This window comes from Shewanella sp. SM101 (assembly GCF_025654465.1).
Taxonomy (GTDB): Bacteria; Pseudomonadota; Gammaproteobacteria; order Enterobacterales; family Shewanellaceae; genus Shewanella; species Shewanella oncorhynchi.
Map to the genome: position 1 here is coordinate 32,904 of NZ_JAKKRH010000010.1, position 20,546 is coordinate 53,449.

Below are 20,546 nucleotides of genomic sequence, written 5' to 3' on the forward strand. Positions count from 1 at the left end.
AGTTAACGAACCTTATAATGACGTCGAACCCGACGTAAAATCCAAAATATCCAAGGCCAGATCACTAATCCTGAAATCGCAGGTAAAAATAGATCTGTTTTGAAAACAGCCTCTTGCATCACAAATTCCACCCAGTAAATCACTAAGTGATAAATACAAATCAGTAGCATGATCACTAACGACTGCTGCCATTGAGGGAAGTTTCGCAAACGCTGGCAATGCAAGATAGCGATATAAATAACCAAAGACATGGCTAAAGAGCGCACACCTAAGGTGGCTCCCAATAAAATATCTAATACTAGGCCTAAAACCCATGCGGTTAAGATGTTGTATCTGTGGGGTAATGCGATAGACCAATAGAGAACAATCATTAATAGCCAGTCTGGACGCCAAGCATCAACAGCACTTGGCAAAGGCATGATCTGGCTGATCACGCCGATAAATAATGTCACCCAAACAATAAAGCGCCCATTGGCGGCCTGAAAACTCATTAATGCACCTCAGCCACAGGAGGAGTGGTTTCCGTTGACGATTTGGTCGCAGGCGCGGTCACAGGTTTAGAAGCCTCTGCTGGCGTGACACTTCCGCCAGCAGGAACAGCGCTATCTGCTTTTGGTACATTATCGCTCGATGAATGATCCGCAGCAGACACGGTAGGCTGACTCGGTAAAGTCACACCAGAATCGGGGGATGGCCAAATCAACAATAAATAACGAATACGATCTAAAGCCGCTAAAGGCTGGGCGGTAACTCGAGCGTAACTTTGACCATCTTCAGTCAACACTTCCATTACCCGCGCGACCGGATAACCTTCCGGGAAACGATTCCCTAAACCTGAGGTGACCAGCAAATCGCCGACACGAATGTCAGTACTCTTGGCCACATGGCGCAGCTCTATTTCATCTAACTCACCCGTACCATTGGCAACAAGGCGCACATCATTACGGGTGATACGCACAGGTAATCCGTGTGATACATCGGAGAGCAATAGCACCCTACTGGTCATTTCACTGACTTGTACCACTTGGCCAACAACCCCTTGGGCGTCGACTACAGGCTGCCCAACAAATACACCACTGCGTGAACCATGGTTTAACACCGCATAGTGATGGAAAGGATCGCTAGCAACTTCCAATACTTCAGCCACCATTTTGCGCGAATCAAGGTAGGCTGGTGAGCCCAACAGTGCGCGTAAACGTTCATTTTCTTGGCGTAAGTGTTCGAAACGCTGTAAGCGTTCACTCATCAGCAGTTGCTGCCTGAGCAGCTCTTTATTTTGCAACGCTAACATATTGCGGGTGGCAAAACTTTCAGACGACCAGTCAAGCGCAACACCGGGCACGCTCGCTAAATACTGCAATGGACTAAAAAAAGAGGATAACGATTGCCGTACAGGATCGAGGCGATGATTAGCCACGAGCAAAGCCACCGACAAAATAATTGCCAGTGTCAGACGGAATTGGTTTGAAATACCACGAACAAAAATTGGCTTCATAGGAAAGCTAAGGCGGTGATTAACCGCCCCATACCGAAGTTAAATTAGGTTTCTTCGGAGAACAGATCGCCGCCGTGCATATCAATCATTTCGAGGGCTTTACCACCGCCACGTGCTACGCAGGTCAATGGATCGTCCGCCACCATTACAGGAATTCCGGTTTCTTGCATTAATAAACGGTCTAAATCACGCAATAAAGCGCCGCCGCCAGTTAACACCATACCGCGCTCAGAAATATCTGAAGCTAATTCTGGTGGAGATTGTTCTAACGCCACCATCACAGCACTTACGATGCCAGATAATGGCTCTTGTAAGGCTTCTAAAATTTCATTGCTGTTCAGTGTAAAGCTACGAGGTACACCTTCTGCCAAATTACGGCCGCGGACTTCGATCTCGAGCACTTCATCGCCAGGATAAGCAGTGCCGATAGTGTGCTTGATACGCTCAGCCGTGGCTTCACCAATCAAACTCCCGTAATTACGGCGGACATAGTTGATGATCGCATCATCAAACTTATCACCGCCGATACGTACCGAAGACGAATACACTACACCATTAAGTGAAATAATCGCGACTTCAGTGGTACCACCACCGATATCCACCACCATAGAGCCGGTCGCTTCAGATACGGGTAAACCCGCACCAATCGCAGCTGCCATTGGTTCTTCAATTAAATACACTTCGCGAGCACCAGCGCCCATGGCTGATTCACGAATCGCACGGCGTTCTACTTGAGTAGCACCAACGGGCACACACACAAGCACGCGTGGACTTGGACGAAAAAAACTATTGTTGTGCACTTGTTTAATAAAGTGCTGCAACATTTTCTCCGTCACATAAAAATCTGCAATAACACCGTCCTTCATTGGGCGGATAGCTTGGATATTGCCAGGCGTTCTGCCTAGCATTTGTTTAGCTTCTGTGCCGACCGCGGCAACAGATTTCTGACCGGAGCCACTACGCTCACCACGTATAGCAACAACAGAAGGCTCATTGAGGACTATGCCTTCGCCACGAACATAAATTAATGTGTTAGCTGTACCCAAATCGATCGATAGATCATTAGAAAAAATGCCGCGTAGCTTCTTAAACATGTAACTAGCCTGTATTCTGTGGAGTCAGAAGAAAAGAAAAATCAGCTAACTTTATCAATGCCACCCTGATTCCACAAGACCGAGGAGGTTAACAATCGCTAATGAAGTGATTTTTTTTCAAATCGCCACGTAAAAAACAGTATTTAAGCGGAAAATACTGTTTATTGACGAAAATATCAGCAACAAAAAACGAGTAAACACACAATTCAGCAACAAATATCAAACTAAGGCATTGCATTTAGAATCTGTTACAAGCGTTTTCGTCGACTTCCAATAAGTGAAATGGCAGCCCATTTCAAGGGAAAGCCTGAGTTCAATTTAATGAGAGAAATAACTCACATTAGTTTACCTCACGCCAATAGATTATTTTGTCATGCCCTCGATAACGACCAAAATACGCACTTGCCCGCGGTTCAGTGACCGCTGTTGGTGATACGCCATTCCAATTCCAGTACCATTCTAGCCATGTCGACACATCCAAGGGCGCCGTCACTTGGCCGCGGTATGGCAACCCACTTGTTGTAACGGCTTGCCAGAGCAACTCAAATTGGCCAGCTTGGAATGTTGCAGTCCCGCCAGAACGCACAACACTTTGTCCCACCACTAAGTCGGGATCAAAATTGTAACCCAGAGCGGAATGATCAACCTTCGAACCCAAAGCATACACTGCCGTTGTGCAGTTATCGGCAGTATTTAAGGCCCAACTGCTGCCATTCCAATATTCGGCCCGAGTCGGCATACGCAGTATTTCTGTCTCAGGGCCATAGGTGTTATCCATCACCACACGGCCATGACGGAGGGTTTGAGTGCTGATTTTCTTAGCATTACAGTTAGTGCAAGTGCCTGTAGATGCCGCATCCATGTCTGGTGAGGCCACATAGCTGTAAAGCCCATTCGGCCGGGGATCGTTATCCATCAATTGCACGCCAATATCGAGCAGCTCGAAGGGGCCATCCTGATACAGATTCGTCGCCACATTTGGGGTCACCCGACTAAAGTTAGCTTGGTAAGAAGCATCGACCATCGCCACACCTTGATTCCAACTATCAGCCTTTATAGGTAAGGCACTTAAGCGACTCTGTAAATCGACACCATTATTGTTGTTTTCTCCCACTAATTTGGCAGTGGCGAGGGAAAATGGCGGGAAATAGTTTTTCGTTATATCCCCCGCGATATTTAAAGCACTGAGCTCCATCGACATAGGGAACAGCTGATCCATATAGCTAAAGCCGCCACAGGCAGGTATGACCGATACGTTACTGACTAAAAATCTATCGGGCACAAAACGGCCAATATTAGCAGAATAGCCAATTGGAATATTTAAGCTGCTTGCCGTCCCTAAATAGTTAGGACTCGCCTGCGCCGCAATTTGGAATACCCCCACTTCGCTAATCGTCTGATTAGTTAAGGTATTGAGATTATTGGCCTGTGCCGAGTGGCTGTAGGATGCCACGCCTAACGCCCCATCAAGTCCGCCGTTGGCAATGCTTGGCGCAACGACTTTACTGGCAAGCTTCATCTGCGCATCACTAAAGTTAGGCGTGGGTAAGTTGCCCGAACAAAAGTCCGGATCGCCATCTTTTTCCCATGCCATCGCTTGTACTGTCATGCCAAAGGTTTGACCCGCTTTACGATAAACATTACACGTCATATTCGCGCTTGAGCAGCTAGCATTGGCATCTACAGGCTTAACACACAATCCCGCTGGTACGCTGACAAATTGGTCTGAACCTGCCATGACTAAGCCCTGTTCATCACCAGTACCTGTATATTTTGCATCTAATTGTAATTTACCTGCATCAGGGTAATTGACTGAAATGCTTGCTTGTCCGTTGGTATCAAACAGCAGGTTCACCGCCGTAGGCAAGGCACTCGAGGTGCCAATTGCCGTATTGTTGATGGTGACGGCTTTAGACGAGATAGGCGCGCTTGGCGTTTGGTAACTGCTCCAGAAATTCAGCGTTTTGGTCTGGCTTTGGAAGCTTGGAACACACTGCTGAGTCTCATCGGATTTGTTCACAGCTTTGACCAACACATTAATAGGTTTATTGGCCAATTTATCGGGCACGTCGAAGATAAACCCACTGTCGGCGAAAGTCAGTGAGCAAGCATTCTCGCTCAAGGATCCTGAGCCAACTCTACAAAGGGTTTTGCTTAATGGTTTAGTGGTGGGATTAGAGCCCTTCACGCCTAAAGTCACTACACCGGGAGTATTTCGCCTCAGTTGCAGTTGCGCCGTGCCACCGCTAAAACTCACTTGATTACCGCCAACCCATACGCCATCTGCCGCAGAATCAGGTAATAAGATTGCGCTAAGAGGTGCAGTAAAGAGTTGACTACAACTCGCATTTGCACAGGCTCTAATCGTTACCGTCTCAGCATTACAGGTCAGACCTTGACCCGTATGATCAAACTCAAAATGATCGATCTGAGCACCAATAGGATTCGATTTTAACGCACAAATTTGCACGTTATCGATTTCGTGGTTGTTATTTGAGCCCCCCGTTGAGCCCGTTAAAGACAATAAAAAATCACTTGGAATGGCCGCCTGACCATTTTGTGCTGCGGCGTTAAATGCGGGAACTAAAGTCACAAAACCAGAACCTGTATTACGCTCAATTTTCACAATAGATTGATTCGCGGCTTGCGAATCAATTGTGATTTTATACCTGTGCGCAGGCGACACATTATTGCCGTCTACCGCAGGCGATAAGCAACTACCGTTCGTATTAGTAGTGCCATTACTACAAGCGCCGCGTAAATAATTATACCCTGACGTGCCGACACCCGAACCGCGAACCGCAACGGACTGGCGTCGCTGGCCGACATTAGAACTACCGCCTTCACCAGAGAAGTTACCGAACTCATCAATACCAAACCCAAGCCAACCACCCGCGAACCCATTAATACCAGGTTTATAACCGTAACCCAATGGACCGCCAAAGGCGCCAGGCTGCGGCGTTATAGAAGCATCCGATAACACCACCGCAATGCCGTCGGCACCATTGCCACCATAGGCATAGTGATCAAACTGGATCTCCACTAAGTTAGCTTTTCCAGGAAAGAGTCTTTGATAGGTAGATGCCGTAGATTGGTCAGATTTAGCTTCGGTTAAGCGTAATCGACCACTCCGAATAGATGGAGTAAAAGTGCCGCTGCTACGGGAAACGACCCAATCACTACTTAATGCACTTTGGGAGAAAGTGTCATTAAAACACTGTAATACCGGTACATAATCATTAATACGACCACTACTCATAACCAAATAACGGCTGGTGACTCGGCCATTGATAATCGAGTTATTATTTAGACTTAATGTTGCATCGCTATAAACTCGCCCATTGAGTACAGCATCACTATTTAGCTGAATATTGCTATAACCGATAATAAGAGCAGAAGCAGCATTATTTTCATTGAATTTACTGCCATTTAATTCAAACTGTTGCTTTATAAAAATGCGGACATTGCCTTGCAAAATCACCTTAGCATCTTGATTCAAAGTAAAACTATCTACCCAATAGTCCCCTTCAGGTAAAACGAGTGTCGCGCCACCCCCAATAGCGATAGCGTTAAATCGATACTCATTTTGAGTTGCCGATAGAGTCAGAGTACAAGCAGAATAAAGCGAAACATTGCTAAACTGACTTTGCCCATTACCACCAAGCGTTAATTGCTCGCCAGTATTACAAGAACCATAACCGCCACCAGCGCCGCTACTCGATAAAAAAGCGTTGTTCCCAGTTAAATTTAACCCTCGAATATCACTGCCATCAATAGTACATTTTCGCACTCCACCAGACCCGTTATCACAACTGTTATCAGCAAGCCCGCTGCCATCGTTACTCGAACAATAATCTAATCTAGCACCACCAGTACCATTAATGATGCCATTACCGTTTATCATCAGCTGTGCCGATGATATTTGATGGCATACATTAGAATTATCACCATGGTGTCCTTGAGCAACCTTGGCAAAAATAACAGTCTGGTCAATAGGGTCGAATGCCATCACTGACGAGGGAAAACTCAAGATAAGTGCTGCCAATATGGCACGATAAAAAAGATTAATTCCCACGAGCTTCTACCTCAACTTGTCGGCTAACACGGGTCTCGCCGCTTTCACATACTGCTTTACTGTTGATTCGATATTGGGTGGTTGTACCTACCGCATAGGCTTTGCACGTCAAGGTCACAGTGCAGGCATGGAAACCGGTTACATTAGGAGGATTCCAAGTGCTCGTTGCAGGGCAAATGCCAACTAAACCATTTAATGGGAACAATGTTGCCAATGCGGCATCGGCGCCACTGTTCGCGGCAGCAAAGGCACGAGTCCCCCACACCTCTTGGGTTAATCCAGTATCCCCATCCTGCACAATATTGATCAGGGCTGACGCCAGTAGAAACATCACAGTGATCACAAATACGCCAATAATCAATGCACTGCCGTGTTGACGCGCAGGCAGAGCGTGAGAGGACGATCTTGATAGTGATGATCTGGATGCTGAGTTACGCCCTACCGAGCGACAATGTGAATTAAGGGACATTGATCACCTGCACTTGATGTCGATATTGGAACGTCTCACCATTTACATTAAACCGCGGTTGTAAATGCACCATGGCATTATTCACTAGGCTAGATGGCGTTAAAATCAGCGGTAAATCAGCACCATTATTTAAAACATTTGCCACACTTTGCGCCATTAGCACGCCCGTGCCCATAGTGGCTGGATTTGGTTGAACGGTATTAAAGTTATAACCAGCATAACGCACTATTTGCAAATCATTACCGCTTGCCCCCTTTTCAAAGCAATAGCTCACAGGACTCGAACCAAAATAGATCCTTTGTCGTGGTGATGCTTCGGCAAAACGTGTTGGCGCAGTAAAAGTCAGTGTCACTTGATTAGCCAAGGTCAGAGGAGGTGTTTTAATCTGTGCTCGTTTTTGTCTCGCGCTGCTATACACATCGGCGTCAACCAAGGGATAGATCCAAGCGAATTGATTCACGCGAATCGCACTCGCGGTATTATCTAGAATAACTATGCCAGTACTCGCGGCCGCAGCGGGGATAATTGGCATAGCAAGATAAGTCGTGCTGGCCTCGATCGGTACAAATTCAACACATTGATAGGTCAGCGAATCGCTATTAAGACGCACACTGTTGGGCAAAGCACTACGTAGCTCACGGGTCATTCGCTCAACGGCAAAACGGCTCTGACTGAGTACCTGATCGACTGAACTCGACTCCACAAAAATCCGCGTACCAAAAATAATAAAGCTACTCACCCCGACCACAAGAATCCCCAGAATCAAGATAACGGTGACCATCTCGACCAAGGTAAAACCTAGTGTGGATTTTTTATTAACCGTAGATAAAGGTGAGGCCATCAGTAATTACTCCTCACCATATTGTAAGTAATCACTTCGTTGTCGGGCGTAGTCACATTAATCGTCACTAGCTTAGTATTGGACACTGCGCCATAAGCAACGGTGACGCTTAAGCGATAGTTAGGATAAGCATTTGCATAGGTTTGGGTTGAGTTGAGCATAGTCGCGGTTTCATTTAAGCCGTTGTAATCGTCCACATCGTTAAAGTCGTTACGACTCTCACCCACCTCAGGACCCAAGGAAATGGAACAATTGCTTCCAAGTGGACTACCGCAGGCTGGCGTACCACCATTGGCATTAGTGTTTTGATCGTAACGCTTGCCCCAGATCTCATTCATCACCGAATGAGCAAGCTCGGCACTCTTCACTCTATGCAAAGTCTTAGCCGCACGATCCGCCTGTGGAAATAACATACTGGTTAGCATCACTATCGAAATGGCAATCACCAACATGCCAATCACTAATTCGATAAGGGTAAAACCCTGCTGTGGTTTGGCTTTTTGGGATGCTTTTATTGATTTTTTTATTGAAAACAGTAGAGGATTAATTCGCATAAATATAACCCTCGCTGGAGACGTTAATCATCACAGTGTCATTAGCAATCACATTAATGCATTGCCCATTACAAGCCAACGAAGTGCTACCATCGATATCGAAATCGAGGCTGAAGTTGCTGCTGTTAGTACTGTTAGGGCTTACTAGCACTAATTGAGCACCACCTTGAAAAGCTTGGGTATAAAGCGGGTTTGGCGATAATTCAGTACCAGAACAAGCTGCTCCATTTCTGGCAGAGAATTGACTCACTTGATAACCAGTGCCAGAAACAGTTACACGAAAACACCTGTCAGTATTATTGAGCGCTTTTTGCTGTACTTGACGCAGCTCGCTAATGAACTCGTTACGTAGGCTATAAGCGCTGTAGGAAGACTGGGTAAACAGGCGAGGCAGTACAACCACAGCAAGAATTGAAATCAAGATGATGGTCGTCACTAATTCGACTAAGGTAAATCCGGCCTGTTTTGACATAGAGAAGTTAAGCATCGCTCGGGTTAATTGCTGATTTCAAGTGCTAGGTTCAGTTTCTGCCAACGGTATGATTAACGCAAATAAATGTCAGCAAATCCTTGGCGGACTCATTTCTTTAAAATCCTGTAAGAACTGCATTTTACCTAAAAAAAAGGCCTGCTAGGCAGGCCTTTTTCCATAATTCAAATTAACAACCATTATCTGTAAGAGTAATCGTTGGTAAAGCGCCAGCACTAGCAGGTGCTTGATATACAATCTTACAGCTTGCTGCAGGAGAAGCGACATCGGCAGGTGCGCCACGTTGCCATATAGTTGCAGTTTTGGCAGTGGTATCAACATTAATAACCCAATCATTTGAACCAGTAGCAGTGGGGCTTGTACCAGCATCAAATTTAACATCCATGCCAGCTTCTAAGGCCGCTTTAGTCGCATCCATATAACCATAAACAATGGCGACATCATCGGTAGTTGCGCTAGTACCTGCGATATCCAATGTATCAGTTGCTTTTGTCTCTTTACCTGCTAATGCTGCTTTTGAATAAACTAAGCTATTTGCACCTTGAATAGCCCCCTTCATACCTTGGATTGCAGAAGCACGGGCATCACCTTGCAAATTAATAAACTTAGGTGCCGCTGTGACAGCAAGAATACCTAAGATAATGATCACTACGACTAATTCAATTAAGGTAAAACCTTGTTGTCTTTTCATATAAAACTACCTTTCTTTCTAAGTGAGTACTCGTGTGAGTACTAATTAAGTTAAGTCACTTTTAGACTCGATTACTTTTAAACTAAGCTACTTAAAACATGAACAAAATAAAACTATTAATTACGGCCTATGGTACAAATGGTGTTTGGGTGAAGCTTAATACTCTGCCTGTGCCTGGGTTATACACTATTCCCTTAGCACCTACCGTTGTTAAATCAGGGGCAGGAGTGGGTACACCATTCGTTTGATTTAGCACCAGTGAAGCCACTTGGTGATAAACACATAAATCTAAACCTGCGACGACTGCACCAGTAATTGAGTTAGCACTGCCGCCTGCGGCGTTAATAACACGAGCGGTATAACGTTGATTACGTGCATCTTGGTTAAATAATACGTTACGTGGAGCACTCTGCAACACAGTGTTAAACACTTCTTGGCAACTGGCATTTGTCATAGCTGTCGCACTGGTTACTGAAGTTCCCGTTGGATAGCCAAAACGTGTATCGACATTTACTGTGTTACCGTCGAGGATAACGCTGCTATTTTGACGCCCATCGACTTCCCATTGAGAACGCACAAAGCTAACTGCAGTCGATAAACCACCCGCCACACCGTCAACACTGGCATCTTCAGCATCATCGGTGACATTTAAGAATCGTGGGATCGCAGTTGCGGCGAGTAAACCCAAAATCACAATCACAATCACAAGTTCGATTAATGAGAACCCTGTTTGCTTAGTTTTCATATATATGTCCCCAGACCTCAGAAATTTTATTCTAACAGTTAAATCAATTTTAAAAAGCCATTGAGTTAACAATATTTTACGGAGCAGTCAAAAAAATGACCCTGCCAGAGTTCAGTTGATAGCCTAAACTATCGCCATTTTTAGACCGATAGTGACAGCTATTATCCTTAGCCAAATAATCCGCCTCTAGACCTAAATTATCAGTTTCAGCGCCCATTAACTGTTGCCACAAATCTTGGCAGCCTTGAGCATTTAAGTGCTTAGGTTGTGGCCATCCTAAATCATTGATATCGACAACACTCGACTCAGTTTCTAGGGAGGGATTATCAAATACCTCCCAGTTCAACTGCAATTGCGCCGGCTTACCCAAAGACAACCACTGGGAACGCACCATCACCAGCACATTTAAAAAACGAGCGTGTTCCACTTCCAATCCACGAGCCGCAATTTGCGGTAGCGTAAAAAAGTACTTAGCTCCGATCACCGCCATGATAACCAACACAATTCCAATGGCGATCATACGTCCATAGATACGTAATAGATCGCTTTCAGCCTTTTGCTGAGTCTGCATTTAACCTCAGTCCCACGTATAAGATAGGAAATAAATATTATCCATATCGCTTACTTACCGCCTTTGACCACATTGAGCATATCCCACATTGGCAGGTATATCCCCAAGGCCAACACTAAGACAATCACGGCCACAAAACCGATCAAAATTGGCTCCAATTTCGCGGTGAGGTTCTTTAAATCATAGTCTACTTCACCCTCATAGAAATCTGCCGCATCATTGAGTAATTGATCGATTTGCCCCGTTTCTTCCCCCACAGCCACCATTTGCAGCACTAGTGGCGTAAATAACTTGCTCTGATTCGATACCCTCAGCATAGAGTCGCCAGACTCTATGCCACGGCGCATACCGACTATCTTGTCGTGCATGTAGGCATTATCTACCGCGTCGGCCACTAAACTTAAGGCCTGCGTCATCGGTACGCCCGCACTGAGCATCATAGAGAAACTGCGACAATAACGGGCTAACGTCGAACGCTCAATAATCGACCCTACGGCGGGAATGTGTAACTTCCACTTATCCCACTGCTTCTCACCTTTTTCCGTATGGTGCCAGTAACGAATGCCAATGATAGTGCCAATCAGCGCCACCAACATCAGCGCCCAATAATTCACGAATAGATTTGATGTACCAATCAACACTTTTGTCGCCCACGGCAAGTCGGCGCCAAAGCGAGAAAACATCTCGGCAAACTTAGGGATCACCATGATATTGAGGATCACCATAGCGAGCGCAATCGCAATCAATACAAACATGGGATAACGCATGGCCGATTTAATTCGTCGCCGCGTCTCTTGCTCACGCTCGATATAACCTGAAAGTTGAATGAAGGCATCTTCTAACTTACCCGTGTTCTCCCCCACGTGCACCATAGAAACAAACAAAGAATCAAACACATCGGGATGTTGATTCATGGATGATGACAAGGGTCGCCCTGCGGTGAGCTGCTCAGAAATATCATTAAGCGCATCTTTCATTCGCTGGGAATGCGCCGTTTCAGATAAGCCTGCAATCGCCCGCAAAATAGGAATGCCAGAACGGGTCAAGGAGTACATTTGTCGGGTAAAAATCTGTAATTCTTCTAACGCGACTTTGCCACCAAATAACTTAGTCAGTGAGAACGACTTAGCCACTTTGGCGACTTTGACTTCAAGGGGGATAATGCCACGCGCCAATAGCATGTCAGCAGCGGCACTTTCCGACGCGGCATCCAATTGTCCCGTAACGGATTGACCTTGACCACTGCGTCCACGGTATTGATAAATCGGCATAATTACGCCTCAACGCCTTGTTGGCTAATAATATCCTTCGACAAAGGTATCTGAGATTCACTCACGTCCTCTACCAGCTTAGCCACCTCTTCAATGGTCGTCATGCCTTCGCTCAAATATTGCAACGCTGACTCGGCGAGCGGGGTAAAGTTAGGGCTCTGCAACGCGGCTCTGGCGAAATCCTGCGGATTACCGGTACGCATCGCATCGATCATCTTTTCGTCGAGCTCGAGGATCTCAAAAATACCAATACGGCCACGATAACCGCTGCCGTTACAACTCTGGCAGCCTGTACCGATTCTAAAGTTCGCATGGGTAAAATCTTTATGGCTCACACTACTCAGCCAGGCTTTTTCCTGCGGTGTCGGTTGATACTCTACCCCACAGTTATGGCAGACTCGGCGCACTAAACGCTGGGCAATAATCACCCTTAAGGCACTGGCGACCAAATAACTGGCGGCGCCCATATCGAGTAAACGCAGCGCACTGGTGACCGCATCGTTGGTGTGCAAGGTCGATAGCACAAAGTGACCCGTTAATGCGCCCCTAAGACCAATCTCCACGGTTTCTTGGTCACGCATTTCCCCCACCATGATGATATCGGGGTCTTGACGTAAGGTGGTGCGTAATACATTTGAAAAGTTTAAGCCAATCTTATGGTTAACTTGTACTTGGTTGATCCGCGGCAATTGATATTCGACCGGATCTTCGACCGTGATGATCTTACGGTCGGCGGTATTGAGCTCGCTCAAAATACCGTACAAGGTGGTCGTTTTGCCGCTACCCGTTGGACCTGTGACCAGTAGCATGCCGTGGGGACGTTTAATCTGTTTACGAATACGCGCCAAAATAGCAGGCGGCATACCGGTTTCGTTTAAGGTCAATAAACCCGCTGATTGATCGAGTAAACGCATCACCACAGATTCGCCGTGGTAAATCGGCATAGTCGACATACGCACATCGATATGATGACCTTTGATTTCCATATGGAAACGACCATCCTGCGGCAAACGTTTCTCGGAAATATCGAGACCTGCCATCAACTTAAGTCGTAATACTAAAGCCGCAGCAATATTAACTTCATTCAGAATCGTTTCATGTAGCTGACCATCGATACGCTGGCGAATACGTAAGGCTTTATCACCGGGTTCGATATGAATATCCGAGGCGCGCATTTGCACCGCATCTTCAAAAATCGACTGCAGCAACTTAACCACTGTGGTTTCATTGTCACTGTCACCCGACGTGAGGCTGGCTAAATCGAACATCTCATCGGCGGCGTATTCCTCTTCGAGCTTACCGGCGATCTGGGCAATTTGGTCTGTACGGCGATATAAGTTATCAAACGCTTGCAGCAGTTGCTGCTCGGGCGCTACCGCTAACTTCAAACGCTTAGGTGCGATAAGCATTTCGAGGTGATCGAGCGCCTGCAAATCCGCGGGGTCGCTCATTGCAACTAATACGCTATCGCCCCTGTCTTCAACCGCTAAAGCGCGGAAACGTCGTGCTTGCACCTCAGGAATAAGATGCACCACTTCCGCTGGGATTGGCATTTTACTGATATCCAGCAAAGGCACATTCAATTGTTGCGACAAGAACTGCAGTAACTGATGTTCAGTAATCGATTGCAAATCAATCAGAGTACGACCCAGTTTTTTGCCCGTATTGCGCTGCTCAGCCAACGCCTGTTGCAACTGCGCTTCAGTAATAATGGCTTCTTGAACTAACAGATCGCCCAAACGCATTTTTAATCTGGGTTTCATTGGCTATCTCCTAGCTGAGTCAAACGTTGTTCGATAAAGGCACTCGCTTGCGCCGATAAGCCTCTATGGCCTAAAGCAGTCCGATAGGCTTGGCGTGCTTGAGGAAATTGTTGCTGCGAATCGAGCGCATAGGCCAGCCCCATCCACCATTTAGCCTGTTGAGGTTCTTGTTGCAATAATTGTCTATAGGCTTGTTCTGACAACGAAAACTGTCCTAACTTTTGCGCCAAATCCGATTGTGCCATCCACTTTTGTCTCGCCAGTGAATGCGTGTCAGGTATGTTGGCTAACGTCACTAATGCGAGATCAGCCTGACCAGAGGCTTGCTGAACCCGAGCAAGCAATAAGGCAAAGTCTAACTGCTGTGGGAATAACAGCATGCCTTGCTGTAACACTTCACTGGCTTTGGCTAATTGACCTTGCCCATAATGCAGCGCAGCTAACTGCTTGCGCGCTTCATGCATGCTGGGATCAAAGCCTAATGTTTGCTCATAATAACTAATGGCATCTTTGAGTTTGCCATCCCTTTCAGCCTCGCTCGCTAAGGTAAACCGCTTTTGCGCCAGCTGCTTTGGGGTCAACTCCACCTCAGTAATCGCCATTTGCCCTTGCTGTTGGGGCGTGAGTCGATTAGTGCCTGCATCAGCTTTAACTTCTTGTACTTTAAGCTCATTGCTCGCGTTAAGTTCATTATCGGCGGCAACACTGGCACGTTCTGACATCATTAATGCAGAGGGTGCGGCAGCAGTGACCTCGGCGCTTCGCACACTCGATGTCACACGATTTGACTGTGAATGGCTTGGCTCGCTTGACGTATTGACTAGGTCATCTGCGAGTACTGAGCTCTCATCTTGTTGCCGTTGTGACTCTTGTTCAACATCATGTTCTGATTCAAATTCTTGCGGCTGATTAAGTACAACGTCGTCGACACTGGGTTCAAGCTCTTCATTCTTAGTCGTAAACTCCTGCGTAGTCGCAACTTTAAGCGGTTCTTCGACGACATCGACGCTTGCTGGAGACTGTCTCGAGGTAATCTTGTCTATCTGAACAGACTCGATTTGAGTCTGAGTAGATTCATTTTGCCCATTTGTTTGAGCCGAAATAGTCGCTTCTGCAGGCTTTGCTGTGAATAATTGCCAGCCATAAACCGCGCCTCCACCGAATAGCAATGACACACCACAGAGCAGCAGCCCATTAAACGGAGCCCGCTTGCGAGCTAAATATTGCACCTGTGGCTGAGCCACGTTGCTGAGCTCATGCCCCTGCTGACGCTTGTCGAGATCCTGCAGCATCTTGTTGATCACGCTCATACAACACCCCTGAAAAAGTGTTGTAATCCCAAACCGAAAGCCACTGTCATCAAAGTGAAAAAAGGCAACCATTTCCACGATAATAATCGGCGAACACTCGCATCTTCGGTGTCTTGAATTGCGGCTTTAACGTGGGAGGTTTGCACACGAGTAGCGCCTTCGCCGAAACTCAATAACAAGGCTTTATGGGCAAGAATATTGATCAATCTGGGGATCCCTCGGGACGCATAGGCTATCTGACGTGTTTCCCGTGATGTAAAGAGTGGTTCGCCCGCACGCCCAGCGATAGCTAATCGGTGGCGAATATAAGCGTCGGTTTCATCCCATGTCAGTGGGCGAAGGTTGTAGCTAAAAGTAATACGCTGTCTTAATTGCCTAAATTCTTGGCGTTTAAGCCTGTCATCGAGCTCGGGTTGCCCAAATAACACTACCTGTAATAATTTGCGTGTCTCGGTTTCCAGATTAGTGAATAACCGCAGCGCCTCAAGACTGTCGTCCGGCAATGCCTGCGCTTCATCGAGTACCAATACGATGGCGTGCCCGTGGGCGCTCAAGGCTAAAAGCTGCTGTTGAATAAGTCCAGTGAGTTGCTGCTGGTCGATATTGCTGGTGTATTTAAGGCCCAGCTCACTCGCTACCGCCCAACGTAATTCAGTAGGAGTGAGATAAGGATTAGGCAAATATGCGCAATGAAACTGACTCGGCAACTCGTTGATAAGCTTGCGGCAAATCAACGTTTTGCCAGTCCCCACTTCCCCTGTCACCTTGATAAAGCCTTCGCCCGTTTGCAGCGCGGTTTGCAACACTTGCAAGGCTTCCACATGTGGCGACAGGCCGAAAAAAAATCCGGTATTGGGTGTCAGTGAAAATGGGGCTTGGCTTAGGCCAAAATGCTTCTGATACATAGAAGCTTACTTTGTCTCCGGATACCAACGATCTAATAAGGTCTTAGAACGTTGTAGCTCAGTTTTCCAGGTATCAACGCCAACTACCGTAGGTTTTAACAGAATAATCAGCTCAGTTTTCTTCTTCTGCTTACTACGATTTTTAAACAATTCACCTAGGAAAGGAATATCACCCAACAAAGGCACTTGCGATACCACTTCAATGTTTTCACTCTTCATCAAGCCACCGATGATGACTACGTCACCGGAGGCGGCGCGGATGACAGTATCAGACTCACGAATTTCACTCTGCGCTAAAGGTAGCTCCAACGAAGCGTCACTCACTTTGATGTCTTTAGTCTGCTCTTTCACATCGATAACGGATGGATGCACGTGCAATAACACATTACCGTCACTATCAATTTGCGGCGTAACGTCTAAGGCAATGCCCGAGAAAAATGGCGTAAGCTCGACTTGTGGAGTGGTCACAGGCGTTGTACCCGCAACTGTGGTCGATGAAACGTCGGTGACAAAGTACTCATCAGTACCGACTTTGATCACCGCTTTTTGGTTATTCGATGCAGTCACCCTTGGGCTAGACAATACATCCACATCGCCTTGGGTATCTAACAGATTGATCATGGTCGTAAAGTCAGAACCTTTAATACTCAGCGAGGTCACACCACCAATCGCCGAGGTGATTTTATCGTTTAAACCAGGGCCCGCTGATGTTCCAAAATTCACATTCGTATTGCCAACATGTCCCAGCACATTATCCCATTGGATACCTTGCTGATAACCATCGGATAAGGTGACTTCGAGGATCTTCGCTTCTAAAATCACTTGGCGCTGCAAATGACTTTCTGCGGAATTTAAGAAAGTACGCACTTGACGTAATTCACTAGGAAAAGCACGAATGGTCACTAAACCCGCCTGCGGCGTAACAACAACCTGACGACCGCCACCTGTTTCGCCGATTATCGAGGATAATGTCTCTTTCAACTCCCCCCAAAAATCTGTCTTAGTACGCGAACGGATAAAAGTACCGTTGCTACTATCGCTACCGCCATTACTGCTCGAGTTATTGCCATTACTGCTGTTCGAATTATTGTTATTATTCGAGCCGCTATTGTTTGAATTGTTATTGTTCGAATTACTATTGGAATTATTGCTATCCGAAATCCGTCCTGAACTCACTGACGTCACAGATAAGCCATCGCGTTCCATATAGAGATAATTCAGCGGAAACGTCTCGGTACGCATCCCAGCAGGAAACACTCTTAGGATGCGCCCTTCGCGACTCACTTCGTAGCCGTAGATATCTTCAACCACTTGAATTGCTTCAGTTAACGTCACACCTTTAAGGGATAATGAGATCGTACCTTGCACGTCAGGATGTACGGCGACACTCAGTGGTGTACCTTGGACTAAGCTTGGAAAAAATACTTTAGCATCAACATCGTGGGCTGATACATCGAAACGACGCTCAGTTTCCAATGTGGGGGTCAAACCTGATAGCAATGCGCCTGAATTCAATTCCCGCTGAACCGCGTCCGGCATAGTCGCAGACGGTGGCGTCGTTGATGCCGTTGCCGTCGCCATTGAGGCCGCTAATTCTGCCTTACTCGCCTCCGGCTGTGGCCTATTTGTGGTCTGACACGCCACAAGGCAAAGTGAGAGCAGAGGTGTAAAGTATTTAATCGCTTTCATCTGAGGTGTATTCCCTATCTCTCTGTTATTGCTTGAAACAATGTCAATTTCCGTCCATCGGACAGCGATACATAAGTGGGGGTAATTTTAACGATACTCAGCCCCTGAACGCTGTCGCCAACAGACAATATCTTGTTATTTATCACAGCATAAGCCGTGTTTCCTGAGCTTACTATGCTGTTAAGTACAAGCGCCTGATCCTGCGTTTGACTCGCATGACCCTGCACAGCAAAGCCTTTACCGGGCAAAGTCGGGTCGCGCAGCGATTCAGCAGACACCATAGGGCTACTAACCAATAACAACACACTGATAATATAAGACTTATTTAGAGACACTGATGAAGTCCTTATTAATACTCAAGGTATAAAGTTCAATCTCAACGGTCGCTTTTGGATATTCTGCGACTTTATAGTCGAGACGCTTCCAATAAAGTTTATCTGGCATGGCCTCAACGGCTTCAACAAAGCGCAACACAGAAAAATAATCGCCCTCTAGACTTAAGCGAATACCATGGCTATATAGATTGAGTTTTTTCTCTTCACCCACGGGTAACAAAGGGATGGGCGCTATCGACATAAACTTAATTAATTTAATCCCTTGCACTTGTCCTAGTAAATTACCCAGCAACTGCGGCATATAGTCAGCCGGCACCATATCCACCATCTGCTCATCGAGCTGGGCATCTAGGGCTTGATTTTGTTGCTGCAACAACACTAAACGCTGTTGGTAATCTTGATTGGGATCTAACGCTAAACGTTGCTGATACAAGTCAACCTGCTGAGCCGAAATCGCGTTTTCCTGCTCTAAAGCTTTTAGCTGTTGTGAAACAGCCACATGGGTTTTCCACAGGGACTCTAAGGGTAAATAACTCAGCATGCCGACCACGGCCAGAATGGCGACTGAGATCAACACTCGCTCACGGCGACTTAGCGCATCAAACTGTTGTCCTAATTGGGCTAACTTTTGCTTCATTGCGCGGCTTCCTCCTTGTTATCGCTTTTCAAGGTAAAGGCCAAAGGTTTATCTTCACCGCGATCCATGCTCATCGACGAGAAAGCTTGCCCCTTTAAAGTCTGCGTAGTTTTGAGTTTGCCAATCCACTGCGGAATGCTTTGAGGATGGTCGGCAAAACCTTCGAACATAAAATCTTGCTCATTAATGACGATATGACTAAGCCAAACACTCGCATCCGACACGACGGCTAAATCTTTAAGAACTGGCGCAAAACCACGGCTAGTTAAAGAAGTCCTAAGACTCAATTCTCCCATGAGTAATTGCTTCAACTCTAACTGTTGTTCCGCTAAATCGACTCGCGCAACAAGATCGGCATCGGGTTTACGCGCAGCAATTTGTGCTTCTAATGCCTGTTTTTGGGTATCGAATTGCTGCTTTTGTTGGGCAGCCAACTGCTGGGCCTGTTGTAACTCACTGACTTGCCAGTAGATATAACCACCTAAAACCGCAAATAAGATCGCAAAAACCAAGGCGTAAGCACTTAAACGCGCAAAGGTTAATCTTTGCTTCGGGGGCAATAATGAAGGAGTGTAAAGATTGACTCGGTATTTAATCACTCTGTACCTCGATAAAATTCAGCAAAGGCTAATCCCGCCATTCGCGCGCCAACACAGCTTTTATCAATGACATTCACAGCTTGATTGAAGTTTGCCGAGACTAACTTAGCTAAAGTATCCACGGCACCATCGGCGAGGAGTTCGATAGAAGATACCGGAGCCTGTCTCAATTGACTTTCAAAATAATCCATAGAACGCTGAATTTCTAAGCTTAAATTGTCTGCCATGCCATAACTTAACTCATCCGCTTGAGTCTTATCCAATTGAGTAAATCCACGCACGCGACGCTGCATATACAGCTGACCTTGCTTAACCACAGTCAGTAGCAATTCTTGACCGGGATTATGGCTTACTACCAGACGCGCTTGGTTGTCATCATTAAATAGGTTAGTTACGGCTAACTCTTCGATACTAATACCGAAAAGTTGTAAATCTTGTTCATGAATGGCCTGCACCATGCTCACTAACTTAGCTTTATCCACCACCACAACATTGATTTTATTACTCGGAATGGGTGACTCAAAGTAATCCAAATGGATTTGCGGTACAGGTAGCGTGACCATGTCTTTAATTGACCATAGCAAGGCTTGGGATAATTCGACAGTATCGACATTCGGTTTATCGGTCAGCAGTAATTGATAAAGGCCTGAAGCCAAAATCAGCTGTAACTGTGCATTGGGAAAGGATTTAGCCACAGCAGCAAACGCCAATGACCAGTGATCATCTTTCAGCTCAAAGGGTAGCCACTGCTCAGCATTTTCTTTTTGGGCAGGTGCGTAAACCCATAATTTATCGGCGCAGACATAGACACCAAGGCTAGTCGGTTCTGTTCTCTTCTGCCAAAAGGCTAATCGACCTATAAGACTTTTTTCCATAAAGATGCCTATAACCAACTGAATTTAAAAGCTTGAGTAGTCTCTTTCGCACAAACTTCCTGTCACTCCACTCTCCAGTGCTCCTTGACCTATGACCTGCTCGATACAGAATAAAAACCGCAAACGTCATATTTTTG

At 46.3% G+C, this 20,546-nt stretch carries 20 protein-coding genes; all 20 read right to left on the reverse strand.

Going from position 1 to position 20,546, the window contains the following annotated elements; translation table 11 throughout:
* Positions 1-2: 2 nt before the first annotated feature.
* The 20 genes from mreD to L5M38_RS07395 all read right to left on the reverse strand — a co-directional run bounded on the left by mreD (position 3) and on the right by L5M38_RS07395 (position 20,409).
* Positions 3-491, reverse strand: coding sequence for a rod shape-determining protein MreD (mreD, locus tag L5M38_RS07300; RefSeq protein ID WP_105251286.1), 489 nt, complete (start codon positions 489-491; stop codon positions 3-5).
* Positions 491-1,495 carry a rod shape-determining protein MreC gene (gene mreC, locus L5M38_RS07305; RefSeq protein WP_263178672.1) on the reverse strand — a complete coding sequence of 335 codons (1,005 nt, stop codon included), beginning with the start codon at positions 1,493-1,495 and terminating at the stop codon, positions 491-493. The genes mreD and mreC overlap by 1 nt, the downstream gene beginning before the upstream one ends.
* Positions 1,496-1,539: 44 nt before the next feature.
* Positions 1,540-2,589 carry a rod shape-determining protein gene (locus L5M38_RS07310; protein ID WP_105251284.1) on the reverse strand — a complete coding sequence of 350 codons (1,050 nt, stop codon included), beginning with the start codon at positions 2,587-2,589 and terminating at the stop codon, positions 1,540-1,542.
* 340 nt (positions 2,590-2,929) lie between these two features.
* The gene (locus tag L5M38_RS07315; RefSeq protein WP_263178673.1) at positions 2,930-6,664 is read right to left on the reverse strand and encodes a DUF6701 domain-containing protein; all 3,735 of its coding nucleotides are present in this window, start codon (positions 6,662-6,664) and stop codon (positions 2,930-2,932) included.
* Entirely contained in the window at positions 6,654-7,133 is a 480-nt protein-coding gene (locus L5M38_RS07320; protein WP_263148054.1) for an MSHA biogenesis protein MshP, read from the reverse strand. The genes L5M38_RS07315 and L5M38_RS07320 overlap by 11 nt, the downstream gene beginning before the upstream one ends.
* Entirely contained in the window at positions 7,123-7,974 is an 852-nt protein-coding gene (locus L5M38_RS07325) for a PilW family protein (RefSeq protein ID WP_263148052.1), read from the reverse strand. The genes L5M38_RS07320 and L5M38_RS07325 overlap by 11 nt, the downstream gene beginning before the upstream one ends.
* Entirely contained in the window at positions 7,974-8,528 is a 555-nt protein-coding gene (locus L5M38_RS07330) for a type II secretion system protein (protein ID WP_263178674.1), read from the reverse strand. Before L5M38_RS07330 ends, L5M38_RS07325 begins: the two co-directional genes overlap by 1 nt.
* Positions 8,518-9,015, reverse strand: a complete 498-nt coding sequence (locus tag L5M38_RS07335; RefSeq protein ID WP_199850901.1) for a type II secretion system protein — start codon at positions 9,013-9,015, stop codon at positions 8,518-8,520. Before L5M38_RS07335 ends, L5M38_RS07330 begins: the two co-directional genes overlap by 11 nt.
* Before the next feature lie 172 nt (positions 9,016-9,187).
* Positions 9,188-9,709: a type II secretion system protein gene (locus tag L5M38_RS07340; RefSeq protein WP_263178675.1), complete on the reverse strand. Its 522-nt coding sequence runs from the start codon at positions 9,707-9,709 to the stop codon at positions 9,188-9,190.
* Between the two features lie 127 nt (positions 9,710-9,836).
* Positions 9,837-10,454, reverse strand: coding sequence for a prepilin-type N-terminal cleavage/methylation domain-containing protein (locus L5M38_RS07345; protein WP_105251278.1), 618 nt, complete (start codon positions 10,452-10,454; stop codon positions 9,837-9,839).
* 76 nt (positions 10,455-10,530) lie between these two features.
* Positions 10,531-11,025, reverse strand: coding sequence for an MSHA biogenesis protein MshF (locus L5M38_RS07350; protein WP_263178676.1), 495 nt, complete (start codon positions 11,023-11,025; stop codon positions 10,531-10,533).
* Between the two features lie 50 nt (positions 11,026-11,075).
* Positions 11,076-12,296 (reverse strand): type II secretion system F family protein, encoded by a 1,221-nt coding sequence (locus tag L5M38_RS07355; protein ID WP_126491075.1) that lies wholly within the window; start codon positions 12,294-12,296, stop codon positions 11,076-11,078.
* Positions 12,297-12,298: 2 nt separating this feature from the next.
* On the reverse strand, positions 12,299-14,059 hold the full coding sequence (locus tag L5M38_RS07360) for a GspE/PulE family protein (RefSeq protein ID WP_263178677.1): 1,761 nt from the start codon (positions 14,057-14,059) through the stop codon (positions 12,299-12,301).
* Positions 14,056-15,369 (reverse strand): tetratricopeptide repeat protein, encoded by a 1,314-nt coding sequence (locus tag L5M38_RS07365; protein ID WP_263178678.1) that lies wholly within the window; start codon positions 15,367-15,369, stop codon positions 14,056-14,058. The genes L5M38_RS07360 and L5M38_RS07365 overlap by 4 nt, the downstream gene beginning before the upstream one ends.
* Positions 15,366-16,274, reverse strand: a complete 909-nt coding sequence (locus tag L5M38_RS07370; RefSeq protein ID WP_263178679.1) for an ExeA family protein — start codon at positions 16,272-16,274, stop codon at positions 15,366-15,368. The genes L5M38_RS07365 and L5M38_RS07370 overlap by 4 nt, the downstream gene beginning before the upstream one ends.
* Before the next feature lie 6 nt (positions 16,275-16,280).
* Positions 16,281-17,963, reverse strand: coding sequence for a pilus (MSHA type) biogenesis protein MshL (mshL, locus tag L5M38_RS07375; protein WP_263178680.1), 1,683 nt, complete (start codon positions 17,961-17,963; stop codon positions 16,281-16,283).
* Between the two features lie 14 nt (positions 17,964-17,977).
* Positions 17,978-18,298 (reverse strand): MSHA biogenesis protein MshK, encoded by a 321-nt coding sequence (locus L5M38_RS07380; protein WP_263164322.1) that lies wholly within the window; start codon positions 18,296-18,298, stop codon positions 17,978-17,980.
* The gene (locus tag L5M38_RS07385; protein ID WP_198573053.1) at positions 18,285-18,935 is read right to left on the reverse strand and encodes an MSHA biogenesis protein MshJ; all 651 of its coding nucleotides are present in this window, start codon (positions 18,933-18,935) and stop codon (positions 18,285-18,287) included. Before L5M38_RS07385 ends, L5M38_RS07380 begins: the two co-directional genes overlap by 14 nt.
* Positions 18,932-19,534, reverse strand: a complete 603-nt coding sequence (locus L5M38_RS07390; RefSeq protein WP_263178681.1) for a fimbrial assembly protein — start codon at positions 19,532-19,534, stop codon at positions 18,932-18,934. Before L5M38_RS07390 ends, L5M38_RS07385 begins: the two co-directional genes overlap by 4 nt.
* Positions 19,531-20,409 (reverse strand): MSHA biogenesis protein MshI, encoded by an 879-nt coding sequence (locus tag L5M38_RS07395; protein ID WP_263178682.1) that lies wholly within the window; start codon positions 20,407-20,409, stop codon positions 19,531-19,533. Before L5M38_RS07395 ends, L5M38_RS07390 begins: the two co-directional genes overlap by 4 nt.
* Between the last annotated feature and the right edge of the window lie 137 nt (positions 20,410-20,546).

Coding starts and splice junctions, on each gene's coding strand:
- mreD (WP_105251286.1), bottom strand. CDS start 491: ATGAGTTTTCAGGCCGCCAATGGGCGCTTTATTGTTTGGGTGACATTA.
- mreC (WP_263178672.1), bottom strand. CDS start 1,495: ATGAAGCCAATTTTTGTTCGTGGTATTTCAAACCAATTCCGTCTGACA.
- L5M38_RS07310 (WP_105251284.1), bottom strand. CDS start 2,589: ATGTTTAAGAAGCTACGCGGCATTTTTTCTAATGATCTATCGATCGAT.
- L5M38_RS07320 (WP_263148054.1), bottom strand. CDS start 7,133: ATGTCCCTTAATTCACATTGTCGCTCGGTAGGGCGTAACTCAGCATCC.
- L5M38_RS07325 (WP_263148052.1), bottom strand. CDS start 7,974: ATGGCCTCACCTTTATCTACGGTTAATAAAAAATCCACACTAGGTTTT.
- L5M38_RS07330 (WP_263178674.1), bottom strand. CDS start 8,528: ATGCGAATTAATCCTCTACTGTTTTCAATAAAAAAATCAATAAAAGCA.
- L5M38_RS07335 (WP_199850901.1), bottom strand. CDS start 9,015: ATGCTTAACTTCTCTATGTCAAAACAGGCCGGATTTACCTTAGTCGAA.
- L5M38_RS07340 (WP_263178675.1), bottom strand. CDS start 9,709: ATGAAAAGACAACAAGGTTTTACCTTAATTGAATTAGTCGTAGTGATC.
- L5M38_RS07345 (WP_105251278.1), bottom strand. CDS start 10,454: ATGAAAACTAAGCAAACAGGGTTCTCATTAATCGAACTTGTGATTGTG.
- L5M38_RS07350 (WP_263178676.1), bottom strand. CDS start 11,025: ATGCAGACTCAGCAAAAGGCTGAAAGCGATCTATTACGTATCTATGGA.
- L5M38_RS07355 (WP_126491075.1), bottom strand. CDS start 12,296: ATGCCGATTTATCAATACCGTGGACGCAGTGGTCAAGGTCAATCCGTT.
- L5M38_RS07360 (WP_263178677.1), bottom strand. CDS start 14,059: ATGAAACCCAGATTAAAAATGCGTTTGGGCGATCTGTTAGTTCAAGAA.
- L5M38_RS07365 (WP_263178678.1), bottom strand. CDS start 15,369: ATGAGCGTGATCAACAAGATGCTGCAGGATCTCGACAAGCGTCAGCAG.
- L5M38_RS07370 (WP_263178679.1), bottom strand. CDS start 16,274: ATGTATCAGAAGCATTTTGGCCTAAGCCAAGCCCCATTTTCACTGACA.
- mshL (WP_263178680.1), bottom strand. CDS start 17,963: ATGAAAGCGATTAAATACTTTACACCTCTGCTCTCACTTTGCCTTGTG.
- L5M38_RS07385 (WP_198573053.1), bottom strand. CDS start 18,935: ATGAAGCAAAAGTTAGCCCAATTAGGACAACAGTTTGATGCGCTAAGT.
- L5M38_RS07395 (WP_263178682.1), bottom strand. CDS start 20,409: ATGGAAAAAAGTCTTATAGGTCGATTAGCCTTTTGGCAGAAGAGAACA.